Origin of the sequence: Streptomyces cupreus, assembly GCF_014257025.1 — a bacterium.
GTDB lineage: Bacteria > Actinomycetota > Actinomycetes > Streptomycetales > Streptomycetaceae > Streptomyces > Streptomyces cupreus.
Map to the genome: position 1 here is coordinate 81,676 of NZ_JACMSF010000017.1, position 26,148 is coordinate 107,823.

Genomic DNA, 26,148 nt, shown 5'->3' on the forward strand with positions numbered 1-26,148 from the left:
GCAATTCCAGCGGAGCGCTCAGCGGGCACTCGCCTCCACGAGTGCCGCCATCACCCGTACGTCCTCGCCCATCTCCGGATGCCACTGCACCCCCAGCACCCAGCCCTCGGTGGAGGGCAGTTCGACCGCCTCCACCGTGCCGTCCGTCGCGTGGGCCGAGGGGACGAGGCCCCCGCCGAGGCGGTCCACCGACTGGTGGTGGTACGTCGGTACCGAGGTCTCCTCCGGGGCGATACCGGCGTAGAGCGTGCCCGGGACCGGCTTGACCGGGTGGCGGCCGAAGACGCCGACCACCTCGGCGTGGCCCTCCAGATGCTGGACCAGCGTGCCGCCGAGGGCGACGTTCAGCAGCTGCATGCCCCGGCAGATCCCCAGCAGGGGGAGCCGTGCGGCCAGCGCGGCCTCGATCAGGGCCAGTTCCCACGCGTCCCGCTCCCGCGCCGGGGGCCCGGTCCGGGGCTCGCGCTCGGCGCCGTACCGCACCGGCTCCACGTCCGGCCCGCCCGCGATCACCAGCCCGTCGAGGCGGGCCACCGTCGCCGCCGCGTGCTCCGGCGCGTCCGGCGGCAGCATCGCGGCGAGCCCGCCCGCCCGCTGCACCAGCCGCGGATACCCGGCGGGCAGCAGCGCCGCGTCCAGCTCCCACACGCCCCAGCGCGCCCCGGCCTCCAGATACGTACTGACCCCGATCAACGGCCTGCCCGGCATACCGTGCCCCTTCAATGGAACGTCCTCATACCTTTGGCTCACGTACCCTTTGCGTCACGCCAGGAACCCCCTGAGCAGCGCCGCCGTCCCCGCGCAGTGCTCCCGCATGATCTCCCGCGCTGCGTCCGCGTTCGCGTCCAGCACCGCCTCCACCAGCGCCGTGTGCTGCCGCTGCGAGTGCTCCAGATTGCGGACCAGGATCGGGATGCAGTCCAGCAGTTCGTTCACCGTTGCCCGCACCGCCGCGTACTGCGCGGTCAGAGTCGGCGAGCCGCACAGCTCGGCGAGGGTGAGGTGCAGCAGCGTGTCCCGGCGCCGGTAGTCGCCGAGCGGCGCGTCCTGGGTGCGGGCCAGCGCCTCCCGCAGCCGCTGCTCCTGCTCGCGCGTCAGACCGTGCGCCGCGCACAGCCCCACCGCGCCCACCTCCAGCACCTCCCGGAAGCGCAGCACGTCCTCGATGTCCACCTCGGCGATCCGGCGGCGCAGCTCGTCCTCGCCGCGGGCGTTCGTGCGGGGGAGTACGAACGTCCCGCCGTAGCGCCCGCGCCGGGACTCCACCAGCCCCTGGTCCTGGAGCACCTTCAGCACCTCGCGCAGCGTCACCCGGCTGATCCCGAGCCGCTCCGCCAGCTCCCGTTCCGCGGGCAGCCGCTCACCGCCCGGCACCAGGCCCAGCCGGACCACCTGGAGGATCTGCTCCAGCGCCTCCTCGAAGCCGTTGCCCGCCCGCACCGGCCGCAGTACCGGGGTGAGCCGGTCCTCCGGGCCCGGGTCAGTGTCCACCGACATCCGGCCGCGCCCCCTTCCCAAGCAATGGTTCTCGGCAATACCTTATGGCTTCCGGCTGACCGAAGAGGCCTGAGGAGGCTTTCCCGTGGCAGACCGCACACCGCCGCTCGGCGTCGAGGAGCTGCACGCCCTCGTCGCGGGCGGTGAGATCGACACTGTCGTCCTGGCCTTCCCGGACATGCAAGGGCGGCTCCAGGGCAAGCGGTTCGCCGCGCGCTTCTTCCTCGACGAGGTACTGCACCACGGCACCGAGGGCTGCAACTACCTGCTCGCCGTCGACACCGAGATGAACACCGTGGACGGCTACGCCATGTCGTCCTGGGACCGCGGCTACGGCGACTTCGCGATGCACGCGGACCTGTCCACCCTGCGCCGCGTCCCCTGGAACGACGGCACGGCCATGGTCCTCGCCGACCTCGCCTGGGAGGACGGCTCCCCGGTCGTCGCAGCCCCCCGCCAGATCCTGCGCCGCCAACTGGAGCGGCTCGCCGAACTCGGGCTCACCGCCCAGGTCGGCACCGAGCTGGAGTTCATCGTCTTCAGGGACACCTATGAACAGGCCTGGGACGCCGCCTACCGAGGTCTCACGCCGGCGAACCAGTACAACATCGACTACTCGGTGCTCGGGACCGGGCGGATCGAGCCGCTGCTGCGCCGTATCCGCAATGAAATGGCGGGCGCCGGACTCACCGTCGAGTCCGCCAAGGGCGAGTGCAACCCCGGCCAGCACGAGATCGCCTTCCGCTACGACGAGGCCCTGGTCACCTGCGACCAGCACGCCGTCTACAAGACCGGCGCCAAGGAGATCGCCGCGCAGGAGGGCATGTCCCTGACCTTCATGGCCAAGTACAACGAGCGCGAGGGCAACTCCTGCCACATCCATCTCTCGCTCGCGGACGCGGCCGGCAACAACGCCATGGCCGGGCCCGACGGAATGTCCGACGTCATGCGGTACTTCCTCGCCGGGCAGCTCGCGGCGCTGCGCGACTTCTCGCTGCTGTACGCCCCCAACATCAACTCCTACAAGCGGTTCCAGCCCGGCTCCTTCGCGCCGACCGCCGTCGCCTGGGGCCACGACAACCGCACCTGCGCCCTGCGCGTGGTCGGCCACGGCCGCTCCCTGCGCTTCGAGAACCGCCTCCCCGGCGGCGACGTCAACCCGCATCTCGCCGTGGCGGGCATGGTGGCCGCGGGCCTGTACGGCATCGAGCAGAAGCTGGAGCTGCCCGAGGCCTGCCCCGGCAACGCCTACACCGCCGAGTACGAGCACGTCCCGACCACGCTGCGCGAGGCCGCCGAACTCTGGGAGAACAGCCCGATCGCCAAGGCGGCCTTCGGCGACGAGGTCGTCGCGCACTACCGGAACATGGCGCGCGTCGAGACCGACGCCTACGACGCCGCGGTCACCGACTGGGAGCTGCGCCGCTCCTTCGAACGCATGTGAGGCCCTTCTTGTCCGACCAGCTCCAGGTACTGAACCCGGCCACCGAAGAGGTCGTCGCGACCGTCCCGGCCGCCACCGCGGCCGAGGTGGACGCGGCGGTCGTACGGGCCGCCCGAGCACAGGCCCAGTGGGCGTCCCTGGCCCCCGGCGACCGGGCACGACTGCTGCGCCGGTTCGCCGTCGCCGTGGACGAACACCTCGAAGAACTCGCCCGGTTGGAGGTCCGCGAGGCCGGCCACACCGTCGGCAATGCCCGCTGGGAGGCGGGCAACGTCCGTGATCTGCTCGACTACGCGGCGGGCGGCGTGGAGCGGCTCACCGGACGCCAGATCCCGGTCCCCGGCGGCCTCGACATCACCATCCTCGAACCGCTCGGCGTCGTGGGCGTCATCGCGCCCTGGAACTTCCCGATGCCGATCGCCGCCTGGGGCACGGCACCCGCGCTCGCCGCGGGCAACGCCGTGATCCTCAAGCCCGCCGAGACGACCCCGCTCACGGCACTCCGCCTGGCCGAACTCGCCCTGGAGGCAGGCCTGCCGGAGGGCCTGTTCCAGGTACTGCCCGGACACGGGCCGGTCGCCGGCAACGCCCTCGTCGAGCACCCGGGCGTGGCGAAGATCGTCTTCACGGGGTCCACAACCGTGGGCAAACAGGTGTTGGCGAAGGGCTCGGCGCTCCTCAAGCGCGTCACCCTCGAACTCGGCGGCAAGAGCCCCAACATCGTCTTCGCCGACGCCGACCTGGAAGCCGCCGCCCGGGCCGCCCCCATGTCCTTCCTCGACAACTCGGGACAGGACTGCTGCGCCCGCACCCGCATCCTCGTCCAGCGCACGGCGTACGACCGCTTCCTGGAGCTGCTGAGCCCGGCGATCGAAGCGGTACGCGTCGGCGACCCGTCGGACGAGACCACGGACATGGGCCCGCTGATCTCCATGGCCCAGCTGGAACGCGTCAGTTCGTACGTCGACCCGGCAGCGGCCGGCATCCGCGGCAAGGCGCCCGAGGGCCCCGGCTTCTGGTTCCCGCCCACCGTCCTCACCGGCGTCGACCCGCACGCGCGCGTCGCCGTCGAGGAGGTCTTCGGACCGGTCGCGGTCGTCCTCCCCTTCGAGGACGAGGCCGAGGCCGTGGCGCTCGCCAACGGCACCGCCTACGGCCTGTCCGGCTCCATCTGGACCCGGGACGTGGGCCGCGCCCTGCGCGTCTCGGGGGCCGTCCGCGCGGGCAACCTGTCCGTCAACTCCCACTCCAGCGTCCGCTACTGGACCCCCTTCGGCGGCTTCAAGCAGTCCGGCATCGGCCGTGAGCTCGGCCCGGACGCGCTGACCGCCTTCACCGAGACCAAGAACGTCTTCATCAGCACGGAGGGCCCCGCACAGTGACCGAAGAGATCGTGTGCCGCCGACTGGTCGGCCGTACCGCCGTCATCACCGGAGCCGGCAGCGGCATCGGCCTCGCCACCGCCCGCCGGCTCGCCTCCGAGGGCGCCCATGTCGTCTGCGGCGACGTGGACGAGCAGCGCGGCAAGGCGGCGGCGGACGAGGTGGGCGGCACCTTCGTCAAGGTCGACGTCACCGACGCCGAGCAGGTGGAAGCGCTGTTCAGGACGGCCTACGACACCTACGGCAGCGTCGACATCGCCTTCAACAACGCCGGGATCTCGCCGCCCGACGACGACTCCATCCTGGAGACGGGCCTTGAGGCCTGGAAGCGCGTCCAGGAGGTCAACCTCACCTCCGTCTATCTGTGCTGCAAGACCGCGATCCCCTACATGCGGCGCCAGGGCAAGGGCTCGATCATCAACACCGCGTCCTTCGTGGCGCGGATGGGCGCGGCCACCTCCCAGATCTCGTACACGGCGTCCAAGGGCGGGGTCCTCGCGATGTCCCGTGAGCTGGGCGTGCAGTTCGCGCGCGAGGGCATCCGCGTGAACGCGCTGTGCCCCGGACCGGTGAACACCCCGCTGCTCCAGGAGCTGTTCGCCAAGGACCCGGAGCGCGCCGCCCGTCGCCTGGTCCACATCCCGCTCGGCCGGTTCGCCGAGGCCGAGGAGATCGCCGCCGCCGTCGCCTTCCTGGCCAGCGACGACTCCTCGTTCGTCAACGCCACCGACTTCCTGGTGGACGGGGGAATCTCGGGGGCGTACGTCACTCCGCTGTAGGACGCGCCCTACAGTGCCCGCATGAGCATGACGCCCCCGCCCGGTTGGTACCGCGATCCCAAGGCCCCGCATCTGGAGCGCTGGTGGGACGGCACAGCGTGGACCGAGCACCGGCGCACCCCCGAGGTGACCGCGCCGGTGCCGGTCGCGGGGGCCTCCGGACGGGCCAAGGCCGTCGCCGTCACCACGGCGGCGGTCGTGCTCGTGGCGGCGATCGTCACGGGCGCGGTGGTGCTGGGTCAGGGCGACGAGGAGGGCGCGGAGATCGAGACCGCGCCCACGTACTACACACAGGCCCCGACGACCGAGCCGCCCTCTCCCACTCCCACACAGAGCGAGCCGTCCGCCGACGACCCGGCCGTCGTGACCGACGAACTCAACGGCATCACGCTGCCGTTGCTCGACGGCTGGGTCCGGCCGAAGTACGTCGCCGAGGACGACGTCGTCATGACCACGGACGGCACCTACGACTGCCCCGCGGACGGAGGCGTCTGCCGCCACGGCCTCGTCATGTCGAGGACGGTCACCTCGAACGACGAGCGGTCCCCCGAGGCGCTGGCCAAGGAGGACATCAAGGAGGCGGCCGAGTCCGCGTACGACCGCGACACGATCGGCAGGCGCCCCTACGGCGGCATGGAGTCCCACGAGGTCGTCAAGTCGGGCCCGGTCGCGGTGGCGGGCCGCGCCGGCTGGTTCGTGCGCTGGCGGGTCACCACGGCCGAGGGGCCCGGCGGCTACGTCCAGTCGACGGTCTTCCCGTCCCGCGTCGGCACCGAGTCACCGGTCTGCGTCCGCTACGTCTTCGACGCGGGCGCGGACGGCCCGCCCCTGGCCGACATGGACCGGATCACCAAGGGCATCCGGTCCGTCGACGACCCGGACGGGGGCGGGGGAGTGGGCAGCAGCGTGGGGCCGGGCGAGGGCTAGAGGAACGTGTGGCCCTCGCCGCGGTACGTCGGGACGGCCGCCGTCACCATGTCGCCCTCGATCAGGTGCAGTTGCTCGAAGCGCTCGCACAGTTCTCCCGCCTTGGCGTGGCGGAACCACACCTTGTCCCCGATCAGCAGATCGTCGGCGGGGGAGCCGAGCAGCGGGGTCTGGACCTCGCCCGGACCCTCCTGGGGGTCGTAGCGCAGTCCCTCCGGCAGGTACGGCACGGGGAGCCGGTCGGGTCCTGCGGCGCCGGAGGCCGGGTAGCCGCCGCCGAGGCAGGTCACCACGCCCACGCCGGGCCGCCGGACGACGGGCTGGGCGAACAGCGCGGCCGGACGCCCGCTGAAGGACGTGTAGTTGTCGAACAGCCGCGGTACGTAGAGTCCCGACCCGGCGCCGATCTCGGTGACGCAGTCCTCGGCGGCGGTGTACTGGACACTGCCGGTGCCGCCGCCGTTCACGAATGTCGGCCCCGGTGCCACGGCCCGCAGCGCCCGCACCACCTCGGCGCGACGCTGGGCGAGTTCCCGCCGGGCGGTGGCCTGCATCAGCCGCACGGCACGCGAGCGCAGGGGGCGCCCGGCGATGGAGTCACCGACGCCGGCGATGTGTCCTTCGTACGCCATGATCCCGACGACCTCGAACCCCGGCCTGCGGGCGACGAGACGAGCCATGTCGGCGACCTGGGCGGGGGAGTGCAGCGGGGAACGGCGGGCGCCGACGCGGACACGGCCGCCGAGCAGCTTCAGCGAGGTGTCCAACTCCAGGCAGACCCGGACCACTTCACGCCCCCCGTCCCGGGCGTCGTCGATGAGCCGGAGCTGGGCCGGGTCGTCGATCATCACGGTGACGGCGGAGGCGAGCTTGGGGTCGCTGGTCAGCTCGGCGAATCCGGCGCGGTCGGCGGACGGGTAGGCGAGCAGGATGTCGTCGAAGCCGGAGCGGGCCAGCCACAGGGACTCGGCCAGGGTGAAGGACATGATCCCCGCGAATCCGTCGCGGGCGAGGACGCGTTCGAGCAGGGCCCGGCAACGTACGGACTTGCTGGCGACGCGGATGGGCTTGCCGCCCGCGCGGCGGACGAGGTCGTCCGCGTTGGCGTCGAAGGCCTCCAGGTCCACGATCGCGAGTGGGGCGTCGAGATGGGCGGTGGCCCGGTCGTAACGGGCCCGGTCGGCGGCGCGCGCAGTCATGAACGAAGCCTGCCAGACAGGATTACCGCAGGGTAGGGGGACGTTCCGGGCTAAAGCCCCGGGCTCGTGGACTGGTTCCCGCGGCGCCGGGATCAACCCGTAGAGTGACGCGCACGCACGTGAGGGCCGGGATGCCGGCCCACCCGTGCGGGTAGATGTTGCCCGGACACCGGGCCCGGGCGAACGGAACGGGGCCCGCGTACGACAACAGGCCCGGGCAAGAGGAAACGGGGGGCGCATGAACACGGAAGCGCGACGCGCCTCCATCCCTCCACGCCCGCCCCACCCTCCGAAGCCGGAACAGGACCCGACGCCCGCGTCGGACTCCGCCACCGAGCCGAAGCCCCCCGCGACTCCGCCCCGCTTCCCGAGCCTCCGCACTCCTCCCACCCAGGCCGAGGCCCCACCCCCGCCCAAGGCCTCCGCCCGCTTCCCGGACACAGCACCGACGACGTCGTCCGAACCGCGGCGCGAGAACACGGCCCCGCCGACGACTTCCGACGGCACGCCCCCGCGCGCGGGATCTGCTGGTAGTGCGGTCCAGCGCCCGGCCTCGGCCTCGGTTCCGCCGCGCCCGGCTGCCTCCGGCGGCACGCCCCCGCGCCCGACGTCGAGCCCGGGCGCTGCCGCCAGTGGTGCGGTGCAGCGTCCGAGCTCGTCGCCCACGGTTCCACCCCGCCCGTCTGCCTCCACGGGCGCCCCGCCGCGCCCGGCGACGACGCCGTCCGCCGCTCCTTCACGCCCGGCGACACCCCCGCCCGCCACCCCGCCGCGCCCGGCCACGTCCGGCGTGACACCCCCGCGCCGCAGCACCCCCGCCACCCCTGCCGCGCCCCCGGCCCGCCCGCCCCTCCCGCCGCTTGATCGTCCCGGCGCCCCCGCCGAGACCTCCTCGGAGACCACCCGGCGGCTGCGGCCCATCCCCGCCGAGCCCGCCCCCGAGCCCGCGCCCCGTGAGGTCCCCGCGGCCCCCGATCCCGCGCTCTCCTGGAGCGCCCCCATGGCCCCCGCTTCCGGGCGGCCCGTTGTGTCGTTCGGGGAGCCCGAGGGGTACGACGGGGACGCTCGGGGGAGGGCGCTTCTGGGGCGGGGTGGGTCGCGGGTCGTCGCCGTTGCCGCTTGTCTCGTGCTGGGGCTCGGGCTCGTCGGGGGTGCCGTCACCGGGAGTTGGCTCGTCGGGGACTCCGAGGCCGCCGGGGCCCGGGACGACTTCGTCGCGGCCCGGAGCCTTTGGCACAGCATCCCCGTCGATCAGCTCTTCCCGCTCAGCGTGAAGGGGCAGGGTGCCGGTCCTGGCGGCGCCGACCGGACCTGGACGCGGATCGCCGTCGCCCCGGACAGCGGCTGCAAGAACGCCTTCGACCCCCTCCTGCGCAAGGCCCTCGCCCCCGTCGGCTGCCAACGGCTCCTGCGCGCCACCTACACCGACGCCACCCAGACCTACGTCACCACCGTCGGCCTGCTCTTCACCAAGGCCGACGCCACCGCCATGGTCTCCCTCGCCAAGCGGTTCACCGACGAGGGACTGGACCGCCGTACCGACCTCATGCCCCGCCCGTACGGCCCCGGCTTCGAGAGCGACCAGCGCGCCTCCTGGACCGTGTCCGTGCTCACCGACGCCCCGGTCGTCGTCTACGCCGTCTCCGGCTGGGCCGACGGCCGGGGCGTCGACGAGCCGCAGCCCGCCGAGGACGCCATGGAGTCCGGCGCCACCACAGCCATCGCCCAGGCCGGCCTCGGCCACGAGGCGAAGGGCCTCGCCGACCGCGTCGAACGCTCCCTGCGCAAGCACGTCGGCCCGTACGCCACGGAGCAGGCGTCATGACCGTCGCCCGCGTCCGCCGCACGGCCCTGCTCAGCGTCCTGCTCGCCGCCTCACTCGCCCTCGTCCCGTCCACCGCCGCGCACGCCGACGGCATCCGCGGCCAGCAGTGGGCCCTGGAGGCCATGCACACCCAGGAGGCCTGGCAGACCACCAAGGGCAAGGGCATCACGGTCGCCGTCCTCGACACCGGCGTCGACGACCAGCACCCCGACCTCGCCGGGAACGTCCTGACCGGCAAGGACATGGTCGGCTTCGGAGCGGAGCGGGGCGACCGCGCCTGGGCCCGCCACGGCACCGCCATGGCCGGCATCATCGCGGGCCACGGACACGGCTACGGCAATGGCGACGGCGTGATGGGCATCGCCCCGGAGGCCAAGATCCTCCCCGTCCGGGTGATCCTGGAGGACGGCGACTCCGCCCGTGCCAAGGCACGCACCACCCGCGGCAACGCCCTCGCCGAAGGCATCCGCTGGGCCGCCGACCACGGCGCCGACGTCATCAACCTCTCCTTGGGCGACGACTCCAAGTCCGCCCACCCCGAACCCGCCGAGGACGAGGCCGTCCAGTACGCCCTGCGCAAGGGCGCCGTCGTCGTCGCCTCGGCCGGCAACGGCGGCGAGAAGGGCGACCACATCTCCTACCCGGCCGCCTACCCGGGCGTCATCGCCGCCACCGCCGTCGACAAGTTCGGCACCCGCGCCTCCTTCTCCACCCGCCGCTGGTACGCCACGGTCAGCGCCCCCGGCGTCGACGTCGTGATCGCCGACCCCGACCGCAAGTACTACGAGGGCTGGGGCACGAGCGCCGCCGCGGCCTTCGTCTCCGGTGCGGTGGCCCTGGTCAAGGCGGCCTACCCGGGCCTGACCCCGGCCCAGATCAAGAAGCTCCTGGAGGACACGGCCCGCAACGCCCCCGCCGACGGCCGCGACGACTCCCGGGGCTACGGCTTCGTGGACCCCGCCGCCGCCATCGAGAAGGCAGCGAGCCTCAAGCCGGAGGGCCTGCGGGCCAAGGGCTACGGCAACGAGTACTTCGGCCCGGGCCCCGACACCACGAAGACCGAAGGCGACGCGACGGGCTGGGCGGCCCCGCTGGCGGGCAGCGCAGGAGGCGTCCTGCTGGTGGCGGCGGTGGTTCTGTGGCGAGGCCGTCGTGAACGCCAGGACGAGATCTAGGCCGTCGCGAACACCGACACCGCGACCTTGGCCGCCGCCTCGACCAGCGACACCCCCTCAGCCTTCGTCGCGTTGCCGTTCGACAGCGCGGCCACCAGGTAGTCGCGCCCGTCCACCGTCACCCGCCCGATGCTGTTGATGTCCCACAACCCGGTCGTGCTCCGCGGCAGCCACCCGTTCTTGAGAGCCCACTTCGAGCCGTCCGCCGCGGCCGAGACACCCCACCGCTGATCCACGGCTATCCGCGCCATCAGCCCTTGGAGATACGTCCGCGAAGCCTTACTCAGCGCCGAATCGTCCCCGAACACCTGCTGAAGCAGGGTGAGTTGATCCTCCGCCGTGGTCTGCGTCAGCCCCCACAGCATCCCGTCGCCGCCCTCGGTGGATCTCAGCCCGAACCGCTCGTTCGCGGCGGCCAGCCCCTCCGCCCTGCCGATCGTCTCCCACAGCGCCGAGGTGGAGGCGTTGTCGCTGTTCTCGATCATCGCGGTGGCGTACGCCTTCTCCGTCGACGTCAGCGCCCGCCCCTCGTCCTGCGCCCGAAGCAGCAGCGTCGCCAGGATGTCGACCTTCACGATGCTCGCCGTATCGAAGGAGCCGTCCCCGTACGTGGCGCTCTCACCGGAGTCCACGTCCAGCACCGCCACCGACACCTCCGCGCCCTTCGCGACGGTGACGGACTCCATGGCGTCCGCCAGCAGCCCGTCCGGATCCACCGTCGGCTGCGCCACCGGTTCCACGGATGCCTCCCCGCTCGCCGCGACCACTGAGGGCGTCGCCGACGACGATACGGCGCTCCGCGCGCCCGAAGGAGAGTGCGCGTGAGCCTTCACGTACACCGTCCCGGCGGCCGTACCGCCCACCACGGCCACGGAGGCGAGGGCGACATACAGCAGGGGAACACGGCGTCGGCGCGCTCTGGAGGACTCCATGCCCGCGATGGTCGGGCCGGTGACTGTGGCTGCCGTTAGACGGACGTTAGATCTGTGTCAGGGAAATCTGAGATTTCCGTGAGCCGCGTCACGGGCGCGTTTCCGGCCCCGCACAAGCGCAGCAGCATCCCCCCTATAGGGTCGGTGACCGTGGCGAACAAGAACATTCCCGACTCCCCCTTCCCCGACGACGACGGCTCCGCCGACCCCCGGCTGAGCGCGGCGCTCGTGGCCTGGGCCGAGGACCGCACCGCCGTGGCACCGGTGCTCCAGGCGCTCAAGGGCGCCCGGCTGCTCGTCCCGGTCGTGGCCGTACTCGGCGAGGTCGAGGAGGACGAGAACGGGCTGCGCCGCGAGAAGACCAGCGACATGGCCGTACCGACCCTGCGGGCCGGCGACCGCAAGGCCCTGCCCGCCTTCACGTCCACCGACTCCCTCGCCCGCTGGGAGGCGACGGCCCGCCCCGTCGCCGTACACCTGCACCAGGCCCTGGAGGCCGCCGCGCACGAGAAGGCGGACACGGTCGTGCTGGACCTGGCGGGACCGGTGCCGTTCGAGCTGATGGGACCGGCGCTGCTTGCGCTCGCCGAGGGCCGTACGACGGCCGATCCGCTCGACGATCCGGCGGTGGTGGAGGCGGTACGGGCGGCGGTGGCCGCCGAGCCGGCCGTGGTCCGCGCCCACCTCGGACCCGGGCAGGCCGACGGCACCCTGGCCCTCGTACTGGATCCGGCCGTCGCCCCGGCCGAAGCCGCCCGCGCGGTCGCGGAGCGCATCGCCGCCGACGAAACACTGAGGGCCCGCCTGGTGCGCGGCCTCGACCTGGCACTGCTGCCGGCCGAGGCGACGCCGCCGGGCGAGCCCCTGTACGTCAGGTGACGGGCTAGCCGTAGACCGGGCCCGTGTACTTCTCGCCCGGGCCCTGGCCCGGCTCGTCCGGGACGAGCGAGGCCTCGCGGAACGCCAGCTGGAGCGACTTCAGGCCGTCCTTGAGCGGGGCCGCGTGGAAGGAGCTGATCTCGGTGGTGCTGGCGTCGAGCAGCCCGGCAAGGGCGCTGACCAGCTTGCGGGCCTCGTCCAGGTCCTTGTACTTGTCGCCCTCCTCGGTCAGACCGAGCTTTACGGCGGCGGCGCTCATCAGGTTCACGGCGACCGTCACGATCACCTCGACGGCGGGGACCTCGGCGATGTCGCGGGTCATCTCGTCGAAGTCGGGCGTCTCGGGGCTGTCCGAGGGGGAGGTGTCACTCATGACGCCCACGATAGGTGCACGGGCAGGCCCGGCCCGACACTGCCTCGGTTAGCCCTGACCGAGCAGAGCTGCTAACCTTGGGTGACGACCGGCCGAACGCGCCCAAGAAAGATCAGCGTGTCCGGCCCACAAGTGGAGGCTCCGAACTCCCACCTGACCGTCCTCCGGGACGGCGGGTCACCGGTCAGGCGGCCACCACCGTTCCGTACGGACGGTGGAGTCGCCCGAGATTGCGCCCCGCGGTCGACGCGGCGGTGTTCCGGCAGTGATGGAGCCCCGCATGTGTCCCGTCCGGGGCATTTTTCATGCGCCGTGATGGTTGGTCCCTATGTCAAACAGACATACGCGGCTGTCCGCCAGACCGCCGTGTGGTGCTACCGAGGAGGATCCATCAGCGCCGAGCCCCGCATCAACGACCGGATTCGCGTTCCCGAGGTGCGACTTGTCGGTCCCAGTGGCGAGCAGGTGGGCATTGTCCCGCTGGCCAAGGCACTGGAGCTTGCGCAGGAGTACGACCTGGACCTGGTCGAGGTCGCGGCGAACGCCCGTCCGCCCGTGTGCAAGCTCATGGACTACGGGAAGTTCAAGTACGAGTCGGCCATGAAGGCCCGTGAGGCGCGCAAGAACCAGGCGCACACGGTCATCAAGGAGATGAAGCTCCGGCCGAAGATCGACCCGCACGACTATGACACCAAGAAGGGTCACGTCGTCCGGTTCCTCAAGCAGGGCGACAAGGTCAAGATCACGATCATGTTCCGTGGTCGCGAGCAGTCCCGGCCGGAACTCGGCTACCGACTGCTGCAGCGTCTCGCGGAGGATGTCCAGGACCTCGGTTTCGTGGAGTCGAACCCGAAGCAGGACGGCCGGAACATGATCATGGTTCTCGGTCCGCACAAGAAGAAGACCGAGGCGATGGCCGAGGCCCGCCAGGCGCAGGAAGCCCGCAAGGCAGAAGCGAAGGCCAACCCCGGCAAGTCGCAGAACGCCGCGGACTCCGAGAGCGCCGAGGCCCCTGCTGAGGCTTCCGCCGAGGCGTGATCCCGGGGGACGAGAGTCCCCGAGGATGTAACCCATACAGAACGACGCTCCACCGTGCCCGGTTTCACGACCGGGCACCGGAGCGCCACCGACGAGGAGAGAACGGCGCTATGCCGAAGAACAAGTCGCACAGCGGTGCCAGCAAGCGCTTCAAGGTCACCGGCTCCGGCAAGGTGCTCCGCGAGCGCGCCGGCAAGCGCCACCTGCTCGAGCACAAGTCGTCCCGTGTGACGCGTCGCCTCACCGGCAACGCCGAGATGGCCCCGGGCGACGCCGCGAAGATCAAGAAGCTTCTCGGCAAGTGACGTCGGGTGCGTATCGCGCCTGACCTCTGACCGGGACCCATTCGAACCCGGGCCGTGTGAGTCCAACCACGGCCCCGCTACAAGGAGTTAAAAAGTGGCACGCGTCAAGCGGGCAGTCAACGCCCACAAGAAGCGCCGGGCGATCCTGGAGCAGGCCTCCGGCTACCGCGGTCAGCGTTCGCGCCTGTACCGCAAGGCCAAGGAGCAGGTCACCCACTCGCTGGTCTACAACTACAACGACCGCAAGAAGCGCAAGGGTGACTTCCGCCAGCTGTGGATCCAGCGCATCAACGCCGCTGCCCGCGCCAACGGCATCACGTACAACCGCTTCATCCAGGGTCTGAAGGCCGCCAACGTCGAGGTCGACCGCAAGATCCTCGCCGAGCTGGCCGTCAACGACCCGAACGCGTTCGCCGCGCTCGTCGAGGTCGCGCAGAAGGCCCTGCCGAGCGACGTCAACGCCCCCAAGGCGGCCTGACGCCTGGCTCAGAGCCGACGTGACATGAGGGACCCGCAGGCTTTCGGGCTTGCGGGTCCCGCTGTGTAGTTTCCGAAAGTGAGCCTCATGCCCTCTGCCAGCCCTGAGCTGATCTCCCCCCGTTCCCCCCGTGTCTCCGCCGCCCGGCGGCTGGCCAAGCGGAACTTCCGGGGGAAGGAGCGGCTGTTTCTCGCGGAGGGGCCGCAGGCCGTGCGGGAGGCCGCGGAGCATGCGGACACGCTGGTCGAGCTGTTCGCCACCGTCGACGCCGCGGAGCGGTACGCCGACATCATCGGTGAGGCCCGGGCCGCCGGAGCCCGCATCCATCTCGCCTCCGACGACGTCATCGCCGACATCTCGACCACCGTCACCCCCCAGGGCCTCGTCGGGATCTGCCGGTTCCTCGACACGCCCTTCGAGGAGATCCTCGCCGCCCGGCCCAAGCTCGTCGCCGTGCTCGCGCATGTGCGGGACCCCGGGAACGCCGGCACCGTCCTGCGGTGCGCCGATGCCGCCGGGGCCGAGGCCGTCGTACTGACCGACGCTTCCGTCGATCTCTACAACCCCAAGGCCGTGCGCGCCTCCGTCGGGTCCCTGTTCCATCTGCCCGTGGCCGTGGGAGTGCCGGTCGAGCGGGCCGTCGCCGGGCTCAAGGACGCCGGGGTGCGGATCCTCGCCGCCGACGGCGCCGGGGACGACGATCTCGACGACGAGCTCGACAAGGGGACCATGGGCGGGCCGACTGCCTGGGTGTTCGGCAACGAGGCCTGGGGGCTCCCGGAGGAGACCCGCGCGCTGGCGGACGCCGTCGTGCGCGTACCGATCCACGGGAAGGCCGAGAGCCTGAACCTCGCCACCGCCGCGGCCGTATGTCTCTACGCGTCGGCCCGTGCACAGCGTGCCCTCGGAGGGTGCCGCAGCGTTACCGAGGGCTAGTAGGGTGACCAGCTCGGGGGCCCCTCAGCCGTGGTGAGAGGTGGGGTACGGGGATGAGTGTCGGCACGAGCAGCGCACCGGGAGCACGTCAGGTGCCGCGGCCGTCCGCGTCCCGGGCCGGTGATCCCGCAGAACTCGGATTCGACCCCGACGACCTGCCCGACGGCCTCGTCGTCGCCGACGAGCACGGGCACGTCGTCTGCTTCAACGCCGCCGCCGAGCGCATCACCGCCGTCCGCGCCGCCGACGCCCTTGGGCAGCGCCTGGAGAAGGCCCTGCCGTTAGAGGACCTGGACGGGCGGCGCTGGTGGCAGCTGACCGACCCGTACGGCGGGCTGGCCATCAGGCGCAGGCAGCCCGAGCGCAACCTCCTTCTGCCCGGCGGGCGGGAAGTGCTCGTCTCCGCGCGCTACGTCCGCGCCGAGCCCACCGGCCCCGTCCGCCGTGTCGTCGTCTCGCTGCGTGACACCGAGGCCCGCCGTCGCACCGAGCGCAGCCACGCCGAGCTGATCGCCACGGTCGCCCACGAGCTGCGCTCGCCGCTCACCTCCGTCAAGGGCTTCACCGCGACCCTGCTCGCCAAGTGGGAGAGGTTCACCGACGACCAGAAGCGGCTGATGCTGGAGACCGTCGACGCCGACGCCGACCGCGTCACCCGGCTCATCGCCGAGCTGCTGGACATCTCCCGCATCGACTCCGGGCGCCTTGAGGTCAGGCGCCAGCCCGTCGACATCGGCGCCGCCGTGGGACGGCACATCCAGGCCTACGTCGCCGCCGGACAGCCCGCCGACCGCTTCCTGCTGCGCCTTCAGCAGCCGCTGCCCGACCTGTGGGCCGACCCCGACAAGATCGACCAGGTACTCAGCAACCTGCTGGAAAATGCGGTGCGGCACGGCGAGGGAACCGTCACGATTGACGTCACGCCCACGGCGTCGCCCCGAGAGGGCGGCGGCCATGAAAACGCAGCCACGTCGGTCACGGTGAGCGACGAGGGGTCCGGCATCCCGGAGGAGTCCATGAACCGCGTCTTCACCCGCTTCTGGCGGGGCAGCAAGCGCGGTGGCACCGGCCTCGGGCTCTACATCGTCAAGGGCATCGTCGAGGCCCACGGCGGCACCATCACGGTCGGCCGCGCCCAAGGCGGCGGCGCCGAGTTCCGATTTACGTTGCCCGTGGCGGCTCCGGCGTATCTCGCCTGACGGCCACGGGCGCATTCGGGGACCCTCACCCCGTTAGACTCGGCCTTTGGCACCTTTGTGTCCCGGAGACGGCCCACTGAGTCGGTGACGGGGACCTTCAGCCAGCCAATCGGAAGCACGGGAAGAGATGTCGGCACCGAATAAGTCGTACGACCCTGTAGAGGTCGAGGCCTTGAAACCGGAAGAGATCGAGCGCATGCGGGACGAGGCGCTCGCCGCCTTCGCCGCCGCGGACTCGCTCGACGCGCTCCAGGAGGCCAAGGTCGCCCACACCGGCGGCACCTCCCCGCTGGCCCTCGCCAACCGCGAGATCGGCGCCCTGCCCCCGCACGCCAAGGCCGCCGCCGGCAAGCTCGTCGGCCAGGCCCGAGGCGCCGTGAACAAGGCGCTCGCCGGCCGCCAGACCGAGCTCGAGGCCGAGCGCGACGCCCGGGTGCTGGTCGAGGAGGCGGTGGATGTCACGCTGCCCTATGACCGGGTACCGGCCGGCGCCCGCCACCCGCTCACCACGCTCTCGGAGCGCATCGAGGACATCTTCGTGGCCATGGGCTACGAGGTCGCCGAGGGCCCCCAGGTCGAGGCCGAGTGGTTCAACTTCGACGCCCTCAACATCGGCCCGGACCACCCGGCGCGCGGTGAGGCGGACACCTTCTTCGTCGAGGGCCCGCAGGGCGGCACCGAGTCCGGTGTCGTGCTGCGCACCCACACCTCGCCGGTGCAGATCCGCTCGCTGCTCGACCGTGAGCTGCCGGTCTACGTGATCTGCCCGGGCCGCGTGTACCGCACCGACGAGCTGGACGCCACCCACACCCCGGTCTTCCACCAGGTCGAGCTGCTCGCCGTCGACGAGGGCCTCACCATGGCGGACCTGAAGGGCACCTTGGACCACATGGTCCAGTCCCTGTTCGGCGAGGGCATGAAGACCCGGCTGCGGCCGAACTTCTTCCCGTTCACCGAGCCGTCCGCCGAGATGGACATGGTGTGCTACGTCTGCCGCGGCGAGTCCGTCGGCAACCCCGACCGGCCCTGCCGCACCTGCTCCAGCGAGGGCTGGATCGAGCTCGGCGGCTGCGGCATGGTCAACCCGCGGGTGCTCACCGCCTGCGGCGTCGACCCGGAGAAGTACAGCGGCTTCGCCTTCGGGTTCGGCATCGAGCGGATGCTGATGTTCCGCCACAACGTCGAGGACATGCGAGACATGGTCGAGGGTGACGTCCGGTTCACCCGGCCGTTCGGGATGGAGATCTGATGCGGGTCCCGCTTTCTTGGCTGCGGGAGTACGTCGACCTGCCGGCCACCGAGACCGGCCGCGATGTGCAGGCCAAGCTCATTTCGGCCGGGCTTGAGGTCGAGACCGTCGAGCAGCTCGGCGACGGCCTCAAGGGCCCCCTCGTCGTCGGCCAGGTGCTGACCATCGAGGAACTGGAGGGCTTCAAGAAGCCGATCCGCTTCTGCACCGTCGACGTCGGCACCGCCAACGGCACTGGCGAACCGCAGGAGATCGTCTGCGGTGCCCGGAACTTCCAGGTCGGCGACAAGGTCGTGGTCGTACTTCCCGGCGCCGAGCTGCCCGGCGGCTTCGCGATCTCCGCGCGCAAGACCTACGGCCGTAACTCGCACGGCATGATCTGCTCCAGCGACGAGCTCGGCATGGGCGACGACGGCGCCAAGGGCATCATCGTGCTGCCGCCGGAGACCGAGGTCGGCAAGGACGCCATCGAGCTCCTGGAACTGGTCGACGAGGTCCTGGACATCGCCGTCACCGCCAACCGCGGCGACTGCCTGTCCATCCGCGGTGTCGCCCGCGAGACCGCCATCGCCTACGGTCTGCCGCTGCGCGACCCGGCGCTGCTCGACGTCCCGGCCCCGAACGCGTTCGGCTACCCGGTACAGGTCTCCGAGCCGATGGGCTGCGACCGCTTCACCGCTCGTACGGTCACCGGTCTGAGCGCCGAGGCGCGCTCCCCGATCTGGCTGAAGCGCAGGCTCCAGAAGGTCGGCATGCGGCCGATCTCGCTCGCCGTCGACGTCACCAACTACGTGATGATGGAGCTCGGCCAGCCGCTGCACGCCTACGACCGGAACCTGGTCCAGGGCACGATCGGTGTCCGCCGCGCGGCCGAGGGCGAGAAGATCGTCACCCTCGACGGCACCGAGCGGAAGCTGCACGCCGAGGACCTGGTCATCACCGACGACCGCGGCCCCATCGGCCTCGCGGGCGTCATGGGCGGCGCCAACACCGAGATCGCCGACCACGACAACCTTGAGAACGCCAGCACCGACGTGGTCATCGAGGCCGCGCACTTCGACGCCGTGTCGATCGCGCGGACGGCCCGCCGTCACAAGCTGTCCTCCGAGGCGTCCCGCCGCTTCGAGCGCGGTGTCGACCCCGCGGCGGCCGCCGCTGCCGCCCAGCGCACCGTCGACCTGCTGGTGCTGCTCGCGGGCGGCACCGCCGAGGCCGGCGTCACCGAGGTCATCGCCCCGACCGCGCCGCACACCATCACGGTCCCGGCGAACCACCCCGACAAGGTCGCGGGCGTCGACTACGGCCGCGAGACCGTCGTACGCCGCCTGCAGCAGGTCGGCTGCGACGTCTACGGGCAGGACGAGCTGATCGTCACCGTCCCGTCCTGGCGGCCCGACCTGCTGGAGCAGAACGACCTCGCCGAGGAGGTCATCCGCCTGGAGGGGTACGAGAACCTGCCCTCCACGCTGCCCAAGCCGCCGTCCGGCCGTGGCCTGACCCACCGCCAGCGGCTGCACCGCCGCGTCGGCCGTGCCCTGGCCGGTGCCGGTTATGTCGAGGCGCCGAACTACCCGTTCATCGGCGAGCAGGTCTTCGACCAGCTCGGCCTCGACGCCGACGACCCGGCCCGCCGGGTCGTGAAGCTGACCAACCCGCTCAACGACGAGGAGCCCGCGCTCCGTACGTCGCTGCTGCCGGGCCTGCTCGGCGCGCTGCGGCGCAACGACGGACGGGGCTCGCACGATCTCGCCCTGTTCGAGACCGGTCTGGTCTTCCTCCCGCGTGAGGAGCAGCGGGTCGCCGCCCATCTGCCCGTGGACCGGCGTCCCACCGACGAGGAGATCGCCGCGCTCAACGCCGTACTGCCCGAGCAGCCGCGCCATGTCGCCGTCGTCCTCGCGGGCGCCCGCGAGCAGGCCGGCTGGTGGGGCGGCGGCCGTCCGGGCGGGTGGGCCGACGCGGTGCAGGCCGCGCGGACCGTCGCCGCGGAGGCCGGTGCCGAGCTGATCGTGCGGCCCGGGCAGTACGGGCCGTGGCACCCGGGTCGGTGCGCCGAGCTGGCGATCACCGTCGACGGTGCGGAGAAGGTCGTCGGCCATGCCGGTGAGCTGCACCCGCGCGTGCTCAAGGCGCTGGGTCTGCCCGCGCGCACTTGTGCGATGGAGCTGGACCTGGACGCGCTGGAGCAGGTGGGCGACGGTGTGCCGCAGGCGCCGAGCATCTCCTCGTTCCCGGTCGCCACGCAGGATGTCGCCCTCGTCGTCGACAAGTTCGTGCCGCACGCCGACGTGGAGGCCGCGCTGCGCGAAGGTGCCGGTTCCCTGCTGGAGGCCATTCGGCTGTTCGACGTGTACGAGAACGCCGAGCAGTTGGGCGACGGGAAGAAGTCGCTGGCGTACGCGCTGCGGTTCCGCGCGGGGGATCGGACGCTGACGGTGGACGAGGCGTCCGCTGCTCGGGATGCGGCCGTGGCTCTCGCGGGTGAGCGGACCGGGGCGGTGCTTCGGGGTTAGTGCGCCCCCCTCAAGGGTCACCTCACTCGTTTGAGTGAGAACTGCTGGTGAAGTGGTCTTCTTGGCCATGCGGTCGACAGAATCGGACCGGCCTTTCGGGGTCGGTCCGATTCTGCGACACGGCCACATGGGGGGCCATCGGCATGATCCGCATCAAGGCTGTGTTTCCCCGCCGGCTGCTCGGCATGGGAGCGCGCGGGGTCACCAGTGCCGTGTTCTTCGCGGTCGGCACCGGGCTGATACTCCATGTCCGCCAGGCGCTGCTGCGGGAGCTGCGGCAGATCCGCCGGGTCGCGGGAGTCGCGCAGAGCGTGCTGCTCAGGCCGCTGCCACCGTGTATCGACGGACTGAACATCGCCGCCGCCCAGCTCTCCGCCGACCCTGGCGCCTGTGTCGGCGGGGACCTGTACGAGGTCATCGCCACTGAGCACGGTGTCCGTGTGGTGATGGGGGACGTCCGGGGGCATGGAATCGCCGCCGTCGGTACGGCCGCGGCCCTGCTCGGCAGCTTCCGCGAGGCGGTGCACGACGAACCGGACCTGGGTCGGGTGCTACGCCGCCTGGAGCGGGCTCTCGCCCGGCACCTGCGCGAGCGCTGTCGGGACGAACACCCCGCGGCCGAGGAGTTCGCCACGGTTCTGCTGCTGGAGATCCGCGAGGACGGCGAGGTGTGGGTCCTCAACTGCGGCCATCCATGGCCGTACTTGATCAGCGGTACGAGGGTCGAGCCGCTGGCCCGGGCGGATCCACTGCCTCCACTGGGCCCGTTCCCCCTCCCACAAGAGCTGTCAGCCGCTCTCGCAGGCCGCTTGCTCCCGGGCGAAGCCCTCGCCCTGTACACGGACGGTGCGGAAGACGCGCGAGACGCGCATGGCCGGTTCTTCTCCCTGCAGGCGGCTCTGGTAGGCGCGGCTCACACCCAGCCGTGCTCGCCACAGCTGATTCTGCGCACCGTGCTCAGAGCGCTGATGCGCCACGCGGGAGACACACCGGCAGACGATGTCGCATTGCTGATCCTGCGGAACGATCGAACCCACCTTTCAGGGGCGCGAGGCCATGACATAGGCGGCTCCGCCGCCGGGGCGCGACCAGCCACGTCAAACCCGCAGCCGACAACGCACCTTTAGCGCAACGACCATTGGCCACCCGGCCCAGCCGACGCAACGCAAGGCGCGGGCCGTCGCACTGTACGAGGGGGAGCCGACGGCCCGGCCGGCCTCTTGCGAGGCAATTCAGTCAACCGGCTGGAAACTCTCCGCAACAGTGCGCGCACAGCCCGGATTCGAGCACTCCGTTCACACCCCGTGTGAACGCGGAACCACTACTCTGACGGCACCGAGCCACCCGGGGGGCCCATATGCAGCCCAACACTCTGCTCGACGCGATTCTGGACGAGGCCGGGATCTCGCACGCGGGGCTGGCAGCACACGTGAACCAGGCCGGACGGGCGCGAGGGCTCGCGCTCAGGTACGAACACACCGCCGTGGCACGGTGGTTGAAGGGGCAGCGGCCCCGCGGTCAAGTCCCCGACCTGATCTGCGAGGTGCTGGCAGGACGGCTCCAACGCCCCGTCACCCTCGACGACATCGGGCTCGGCGTACCCGGCGAACCCTCCGCCCCGCACGGCACCACACTGTCCGGGTTCGTCGAGCGGGCCACCGCCCTGTGGCGCTCCGATGAACAGCAGCGCCCGCACATACTCGGCGCACCCGCCGTGACCGGTACGCCCGCCGTGATGCCGGTGTGGGAGTGGGAGAACCCGCCCGAGGACGTGGACGTCTCGCGTGGCGGCCGGCACCGGGTGACCCCCGCCGACATCGAGATGCTGCGGGCCGCCCGCACCCACTACGAGCAGATGTACCGCAAGGCCGGCGGCATCGCGACCCGCACCCGGATCGTCGGCTTCCTCAACGCCGAGGCCGCCCCGCTGCTGCGCGGCAGCTACACCGACGCCACCGGGCGCCAACTCCACCGCGCGACCGGCGGGTTGGTGGCCATCGCCGGGATCTGCGCCTACGACTCCGACGCGCACGGCCTGGCCCAGCGCTACTTCCACCAGGCGCTGCGGCTCGCCAAGGCCAGCGGCGACCGGGGGCTCGGCGCCTATGTGATCGCCCTGCTGGTCAACCAGGCGCTGTTCATGCGCGAGTTCCGCCAGGCCGTCGCCTTCGCGGAGGCCGCGCTGCGGGCCGCGGGCCGGCACATCACCCCGGCGCTCGCCTCCGACCTGTACGCGATGCAGGCGAAGGCGTACGCGCACCTCGGTGACGGCACGAGCGCCCTGTCCTGCATCCGGCGGGCCGAGCAGGCCGCCGAACGCATCCGGCGCGGATACGAACCCGACGAAACGGGCTATGTCCAGCCGGGACTCGTCAACGTCCAGGTGGCGGAGGCGCTGCTGAGCCTGGGCGAACTGGCGGCGGCCGGGGAGCACGCGGCCGCGGCCGTCGACAACCCCGCCCATGACCGGGGCCGGGTGCACCGGCTCGCCATGCTCAGCACGATCGAGCTGCGTCAGGGCCACGCCGACAAGGCGGTGGCCACCGCCGTGCAGATGGCCGAACAGGCCAGGGGAATGGAGTCCCAGCGGCTGCGCGACAGACTCCGGGCGGTACGCGAGTATCTGGTGCGCAGCGGCTGTGCGGGTACCTCCGAGGCCGCGGAACTCATCGACGGCGCACTACGCGTACCGCTGTAGGCCGGTGCTCGAACACCGACAGCTCATAGTCCCTGCTGCGATATTGCCACTTACTCGACGGAAGGTGGCAGAACCGTGCAGTGGACGAAACAGGACGAACGAACTGTGTACTCAAATCGCTGGTTCAGCGTCAACCTCGCGGATGTCGAGCTGCCGGACGGCCGGCACCTCGACCACTTCCTGATACGGCTGCGGCCGGTCGCCGTGGCCACGGTGGTCAACGAGGCAGGCGAGGTCCTCCTGCTGTGGCGCCACCGGTTCATCACCGACAGCTGGGGGTGGGAACTCGCGGCCGGAGTGGTCGAGGACGGCGAGGACATCGCCCAAGCGGCCGCCAGGGAGCTGGAGGAGGAGACCGGCTGGCGGCCGGGGCCCCTGCACCACCTCATGAGCGTGGAGCCGTCCAACGGACTCACCGACGCCCGGCACCACATCTACTGGGCCGACGCGGGTGAGTACGTCGGACATCCCGTGGACGACTTCGAGTCGGACCGCAGGGAATGGGTCCCCCTCAAGCTCGTCCCCGACATGGTCGCCCGTGGGGAGGTCCCGGCCGCCAACATGGCGGCCGCGTTACTCCTGCTGCACCACCTCAGGCTCGGCCAGGACGGCTAACGCCCCAGCGCCTGCCAGATCGCCACGATCAGGGCGCCCACGGCCGTGACGGCCGCGATCGACGGCAGCGGCCAGCGAGCGTGTTCCAGGGTGACCATCCGTGTGTTCAGCTCGTCCAGTTCCTTGGCGGTCTCCTCGGTGCGATGGGTGAGCAGTGTCAGTCCGCCCTCGACGCGGGCGTAAGCCACGTCGAGCCGGCGTCGTAACTCTGCGAGTTCTCCTTGGACGACGGAATGCTCGGGATCGGCGGTCACGAACCGCTCCTTTCCGTAGTCGTCTCACATCCCTTGCAAGCGCATCAGGAGTCAACTCCCCTGGTGGGTGCATGGGGAGCGTGTGCGGACGGCATATGCGAGCCCGGCGTGCACACGGTGTGTGAATGCCGCGGGCCCGGCACTCGCGCGGGTGCCGGGCCCTTTCAAGCCACGTTGCGTAATCAGCCGTAGGTGTAGAAGCCCGAGCCGGACTTCCGGCCGAGCCGGCCCGCGTCGACCATGCGCTGGAGCAGCGGGGGAGCGGCGTACAGCGGCTCCTTGTACTCCTCGTACATCGAGTACGCGACCGAGGCCACGGTGTCCAGGCCGATCAGGTCGGACAGCTTCAGCGGGCCCATCGGGTGGGCGCAGCCGAGCTCCATGCCGTTGTCGATGTCCTCACGGCTGGCGATGCCCGACTCGAACATCCGGATCGCGGAGAGCAGATAGGGGATCAGCAGCGCGTTCACCACGAAGCCGGAGCGGTCCTGGGCACGGATGCCGTGCTTGCCGAGCACCTTCTCGGTGAAGACCTGGGCGCGGCTGATCGTGCCCTCGGAGGTGGTGAGCGCCGGGATCAGCTCGACCAGCTTCTGCACCGGGGCCGGGTTGAAGAAGTGGATGCCGATGACCTGGTCGGGCCGCGAGGTGGCGACCGCGAGCTTCACCAGCGGGATGGAGGAGGTGTTGGAGGCCAAGATGGCGTCCGGCCGGGTCACGACCTGATCGAGCACCTGGAAGATCTCGGTCTTGACCTGCTCGTTCTCCACGACGGCCTCGATCACCAGATCGCGGTCCGCGAACTCGCCGAGGTCGGTGGTGAAGCTGAGCCGCGCCTGCGTGGCCGCCAGCTCGTCCTCGCTGATCTTGCCGCGTTCGGCGGCCTTGGTCAGGGAGTTGAACAGCCGGGTGCGGCCGATCTCCAGGGCCTCGCCCGTGGTCTCGGCGACCTTCACATCCAGTCCGGCGCGGGCGCACACCTCGGCGATGCCGGCTCCCATCTGGCCGCAGCCCACCACTCCGACGCGCGCGATGTCTCCCGCTGGGGTGTACGTCACATCGTCCCTTTCGCTGTCTTCCAGGCCGTGGCAGGTCCGCCGGGTCCCGGTGCCTGCTCCGTTCGTGCACGTTACTCCCAAGTATCGATGATCGATCGTCGGGGTGGTGCATCCTGGGCGCGGAGACGGTCCGTGACCATGCGGATCCGCAGTGCGATTGGGGTGCGCAAGATGGGCCGAGTCACACGACGGGCCTTCGCCCTGTCCGCTTTGGCGGCCTTCTCGACGGCGTCGGGAGCGTCGGCCGTGCCGGAGCGGCGGCATCTGCCGGGCGAGATGCGGGGCATGTGGCTGGCGACGGTCGCCAATCGGGACTGGCCCTCCGAGCCGGGCCTGAGCGCGGCGGCCCAGCGCGCCGAGCTGACCGCCCACCTCGACACGGCGGTACGGCGCCGGCTGAACACGGTGATCTTCCAGGTGCGGCCCACGGCCGACGCGCTGTGGCCCTCGCCGTACGAACCCTGGTCTGCCGTGCTGACCGGGACACAGGGCAAGGCCCCCGGCTGGGATCCGCTCGGCACGGCCGTCCGTGAGGCCCACGCCCGCGGTCTGGAGCTGCACGCCTGGTTCAACCCGTACCGGATCGCCAACCACGCGGACCCGACCAGGCTTGTCGCCTCGCACCCGGCCCGGCGGCACCCCGACTGGGTGGTGCGCCACGGCGGGAGGCTCTACTACAACCCCGGGCTGCCCGAGGTCCGCGCCTTCGTGCAGGACGCGATCCTGGACGCGGTGGACAAGTACCCCGTGGACGCCGTGCACTTCGACGACTACTTCTATCCGTATCCGCTGGCGGGCCAGACCTTCGACGACGACGCCGCCTTCGACCGCCACGGGGGCGGCTTCCCGAGCCGGGCCGCCTGGCGGCGCCACAACATCGACCGGCTGGTGGCCGAGACATCGGCCCGCATCCAGGAGGTCCGGCCGGGCACACGGTTCGGGATCAGCCCCTTCGGGGTGTGGCGCAACGCGTCCACCGACTCGCGCGGCAGCGACACCCGGGAGCTTCAGGCGTACGACGACCTGTACGCGGACACCCGGAAATGGGTCAGGGCGAACTGGATCGACTACATCTGCCCGCAGCTGTACTGGCACATCGGCTTCGCCGCCGCCGACTACGCCGTACTGCTGCCCTGGTGGGCCGAGACGGTCCGGGGCACCGCGACGCAGCTGTACGTCGGTGAGGCGCTGTACCGGGCCGGCGACCCGGCGCAGGGCGACGCCTGGCAGAACCCGGCCGAGCTGTCCCGGCACCTCACGCTGGCCAAGGACCATCCGGAGGCGCGTGGGCATGTCTTCTTCGCCGCCCGGGAGGTGGCGGCGGATCCGATCCGGGCCATGGCGAGGGTGGTCGCCGACCACTACCGGCAGCCGGCGATGCCCCCGCGCTGAC

General features: G+C 71.4%; 25 protein-coding genes. 18 read left to right on the top strand and 7 right to left on the bottom strand.

Annotation, left to right across the window (positions count from 1 at the left end):
- Positions 1-18 precede the first annotated feature (18 nt).
- Both H4N64_RS17870 and H4N64_RS17875 read right to left on the bottom strand, forming a co-directional pair.
- Positions 19-708, bottom strand: a complete 690-nt coding sequence (locus tag H4N64_RS17870) for a gamma-glutamyl-gamma-aminobutyrate hydrolase family protein (protein WP_186283342.1) — start codon at positions 706-708, stop codon at positions 19-21.
- 54 nt (positions 709-762) lie between these two features.
- Entirely contained in the window at positions 763-1,497 is a 735-nt protein-coding gene (locus tag H4N64_RS17875; RefSeq protein ID WP_186283343.1) for a FadR/GntR family transcriptional regulator, read from the bottom strand.
- Positions 1,498-1,582: 85 nt separating this feature from the next.
- Between H4N64_RS17875 and H4N64_RS17880 the strand changes: the two genes are divergently transcribed.
- The 4 genes from H4N64_RS17880 to H4N64_RS17895 are packed head-to-tail and all read left to right on the top strand — an operon-like array spanning position 1,583 to position 6,029.
- On the top strand, positions 1,583-2,941 hold the full coding sequence (locus tag H4N64_RS17880) for a type I glutamate--ammonia ligase (RefSeq protein ID WP_186283344.1): 1,359 nt from the start codon (positions 1,583-1,585) through the stop codon (positions 2,939-2,941).
- An 8-nt stretch (positions 2,942-2,949) separates the two neighbouring features.
- Complete coding sequence (locus H4N64_RS17885; RefSeq protein WP_222109085.1) at positions 2,950-4,323, top strand: aldehyde dehydrogenase family protein; 1,374 nt, start codon at positions 2,950-2,952, stop codon at positions 4,321-4,323.
- The gene (locus H4N64_RS17890; RefSeq protein WP_186283346.1) at positions 4,320-5,102 is read left to right on the top strand and encodes a 3-oxoacyl-ACP reductase; all 783 of its coding nucleotides are present in this window, start codon (positions 4,320-4,322) and stop codon (positions 5,100-5,102) included. Before H4N64_RS17885 ends, H4N64_RS17890 begins: the two co-directional genes overlap by 4 nt.
- Before the next feature lie 27 nt (positions 5,103-5,129).
- Complete coding sequence (locus tag H4N64_RS17895) at positions 5,130-6,029, top strand: DUF2510 domain-containing protein (protein WP_186283402.1); 900 nt, start codon at positions 5,130-5,132, stop codon at positions 6,027-6,029.
- Here H4N64_RS17895 and H4N64_RS17900 read toward each other — a convergent pair.
- The gene (locus tag H4N64_RS17900) at positions 6,026-7,228 is read right to left on the bottom strand and encodes an amino acid deaminase/aldolase (protein WP_186283347.1); all 1,203 of its coding nucleotides are present in this window, start codon (positions 7,226-7,228) and stop codon (positions 6,026-6,028) included. The genes H4N64_RS17895 and H4N64_RS17900 overlap by 4 nt on opposite strands.
- Positions 7,229-8,018: 790 nt before the next feature.
- On the opposite strand from H4N64_RS17900, the gene H4N64_RS17905 reads away from it, so the two are divergent.
- Both H4N64_RS17905 and mycP read left to right on the top strand, forming a co-directional pair.
- Entirely contained in the window at positions 8,019-9,053 is a 1,035-nt protein-coding gene (locus H4N64_RS17905; RefSeq protein WP_336246722.1) for a hypothetical protein, read from the top strand.
- Complete coding sequence (gene mycP, locus H4N64_RS17910; protein ID WP_186283348.1) at positions 9,050-10,228, top strand: type VII secretion-associated serine protease mycosin; 1,179 nt, start codon at positions 9,050-9,052, stop codon at positions 10,226-10,228. The genes H4N64_RS17905 and mycP overlap by 4 nt, the downstream gene beginning before the upstream one ends.
- On the opposite strand, the gene H4N64_RS17915 is transcribed toward mycP, so the two are convergent.
- The gene (locus tag H4N64_RS17915; protein WP_186283349.1) at positions 10,225-11,160 is read right to left on the bottom strand and encodes a serine hydrolase; all 936 of its coding nucleotides are present in this window, start codon (positions 11,158-11,160) and stop codon (positions 10,225-10,227) included. The genes mycP and H4N64_RS17915 overlap by 4 nt on opposite strands.
- A gap of 150 nt (positions 11,161-11,310) precedes the next feature.
- Here H4N64_RS17915 and H4N64_RS17920 point away from each other — a divergent pair, with 150 nt between their 5' ends.
- Positions 11,311-12,039, top strand: a complete 729-nt coding sequence (locus tag H4N64_RS17920; RefSeq protein ID WP_186283350.1) for an SseB family protein — start codon at positions 11,311-11,313, stop codon at positions 12,037-12,039.
- Positions 12,040-12,043: 4 nt separating this feature from the next.
- Here the strand turns inward: H4N64_RS17920 and H4N64_RS17925 are convergent, their stop codons facing one another.
- On the bottom strand, positions 12,044-12,412 hold the full coding sequence (locus H4N64_RS17925; protein ID WP_186283351.1) for a DUF1844 domain-containing protein: 369 nt from the start codon (positions 12,410-12,412) through the stop codon (positions 12,044-12,046).
- Positions 12,413-12,778: 366 nt separating this feature from the next.
- On the opposite strand from H4N64_RS17925, the gene infC reads away from it, so the two are divergent.
- From infC to H4N64_RS17975, 10 genes are all read left to right on the top strand, one after another.
- Positions 12,779-13,450, top strand: coding sequence for a translation initiation factor IF-3 (infC, locus tag H4N64_RS17930; RefSeq protein ID WP_186283404.1), 672 nt, complete (start codon positions 12,779-12,781; stop codon positions 13,448-13,450).
- A gap of 110 nt (positions 13,451-13,560) precedes the next feature.
- A complete protein-coding gene (gene rpmI, locus H4N64_RS17935; protein ID WP_004933563.1) occupies positions 13,561-13,755 on the top strand; it encodes a 50S ribosomal protein L35 in 195 nt (64 codons plus the stop codon).
- A 94-nt stretch (positions 13,756-13,849) separates the two neighbouring features.
- Positions 13,850-14,233: a 50S ribosomal protein L20 gene (rplT, locus tag H4N64_RS17940; protein ID WP_003977226.1), complete on the top strand. Its 384-nt coding sequence runs from the start codon at positions 13,850-13,852 to the stop codon at positions 14,231-14,233.
- Positions 14,234-14,320: 87 nt separating this feature from the next.
- Entirely contained in the window at positions 14,321-15,169 is an 849-nt protein-coding gene (locus H4N64_RS17945) for a TrmH family RNA methyltransferase (RefSeq protein ID WP_186283352.1), read from the top strand.
- A gap of 53 nt (positions 15,170-15,222) precedes the next feature.
- Positions 15,223-16,368: a sensor histidine kinase gene (locus H4N64_RS17950; RefSeq protein WP_186283353.1), complete on the top strand. Its 1,146-nt coding sequence runs from the start codon at positions 15,223-15,225 to the stop codon at positions 16,366-16,368.
- A gap of 127 nt (positions 16,369-16,495) precedes the next feature.
- Positions 16,496-17,617, top strand: a complete 1,122-nt coding sequence (pheS, locus tag H4N64_RS17955) for a phenylalanine--tRNA ligase subunit alpha (protein ID WP_186283354.1) — start codon at positions 16,496-16,498, stop codon at positions 17,615-17,617.
- Positions 17,617-20,130 carry a phenylalanine--tRNA ligase subunit beta gene (gene pheT / locus H4N64_RS17960; protein WP_186283355.1) on the top strand — a complete coding sequence of 838 codons (2,514 nt, stop codon included), beginning with the start codon at positions 17,617-17,619 and terminating at the stop codon, positions 20,128-20,130. Before pheS ends, pheT begins: the two co-directional genes overlap by 1 nt.
- A gap of 143 nt (positions 20,131-20,273) precedes the next feature.
- A complete protein-coding gene (locus tag H4N64_RS17965; protein WP_186283356.1) occupies positions 20,274-21,257 on the top strand; it encodes a PP2C family protein-serine/threonine phosphatase in 984 nt (327 codons plus the stop codon).
- Positions 21,258-21,487: 230 nt separating this feature from the next.
- Positions 21,488-22,828 (top strand): transcriptional regulator, encoded by a 1,341-nt coding sequence (locus H4N64_RS17970; protein WP_186283357.1) that lies wholly within the window; start codon positions 21,488-21,490, stop codon positions 22,826-22,828.
- 75 nt (positions 22,829-22,903) lie between these two features.
- The gene (locus H4N64_RS17975) at positions 22,904-23,443 is read left to right on the top strand and encodes an NUDIX domain-containing protein (RefSeq protein WP_186283358.1); all 540 of its coding nucleotides are present in this window, start codon (positions 22,904-22,906) and stop codon (positions 23,441-23,443) included.
- Here the strand turns inward: H4N64_RS17975 and H4N64_RS17980 are convergent.
- The gene (locus H4N64_RS17980; protein WP_186283359.1) at positions 23,440-23,697 is read right to left on the bottom strand and encodes a hypothetical protein; all 258 of its coding nucleotides are present in this window, start codon (positions 23,695-23,697) and stop codon (positions 23,440-23,442) included. The two genes, H4N64_RS17975 and H4N64_RS17980, sit on opposite strands and share 4 nt — an antisense overlap.
- Positions 23,698-23,879: 182 nt before the next feature.
- Positions 23,880-24,755 carry a 3-hydroxybutyryl-CoA dehydrogenase gene (locus tag H4N64_RS17985; protein WP_186283360.1) on the bottom strand — a complete coding sequence of 292 codons (876 nt, stop codon included), beginning with the start codon at positions 24,753-24,755 and terminating at the stop codon, positions 23,880-23,882.
- A gap of 171 nt (positions 24,756-24,926) precedes the next feature.
- Here H4N64_RS17985 and H4N64_RS17990 point away from each other — a divergent pair, with 171 nt between their 5' ends.
- Positions 24,927-26,147, top strand: a complete 1,221-nt coding sequence (locus H4N64_RS17990; RefSeq protein WP_186283361.1) for a glycoside hydrolase family 10-like protein — start codon at positions 24,927-24,929, stop codon at positions 26,145-26,147.
- Position 26,148 lies beyond the last annotated feature (1 nt).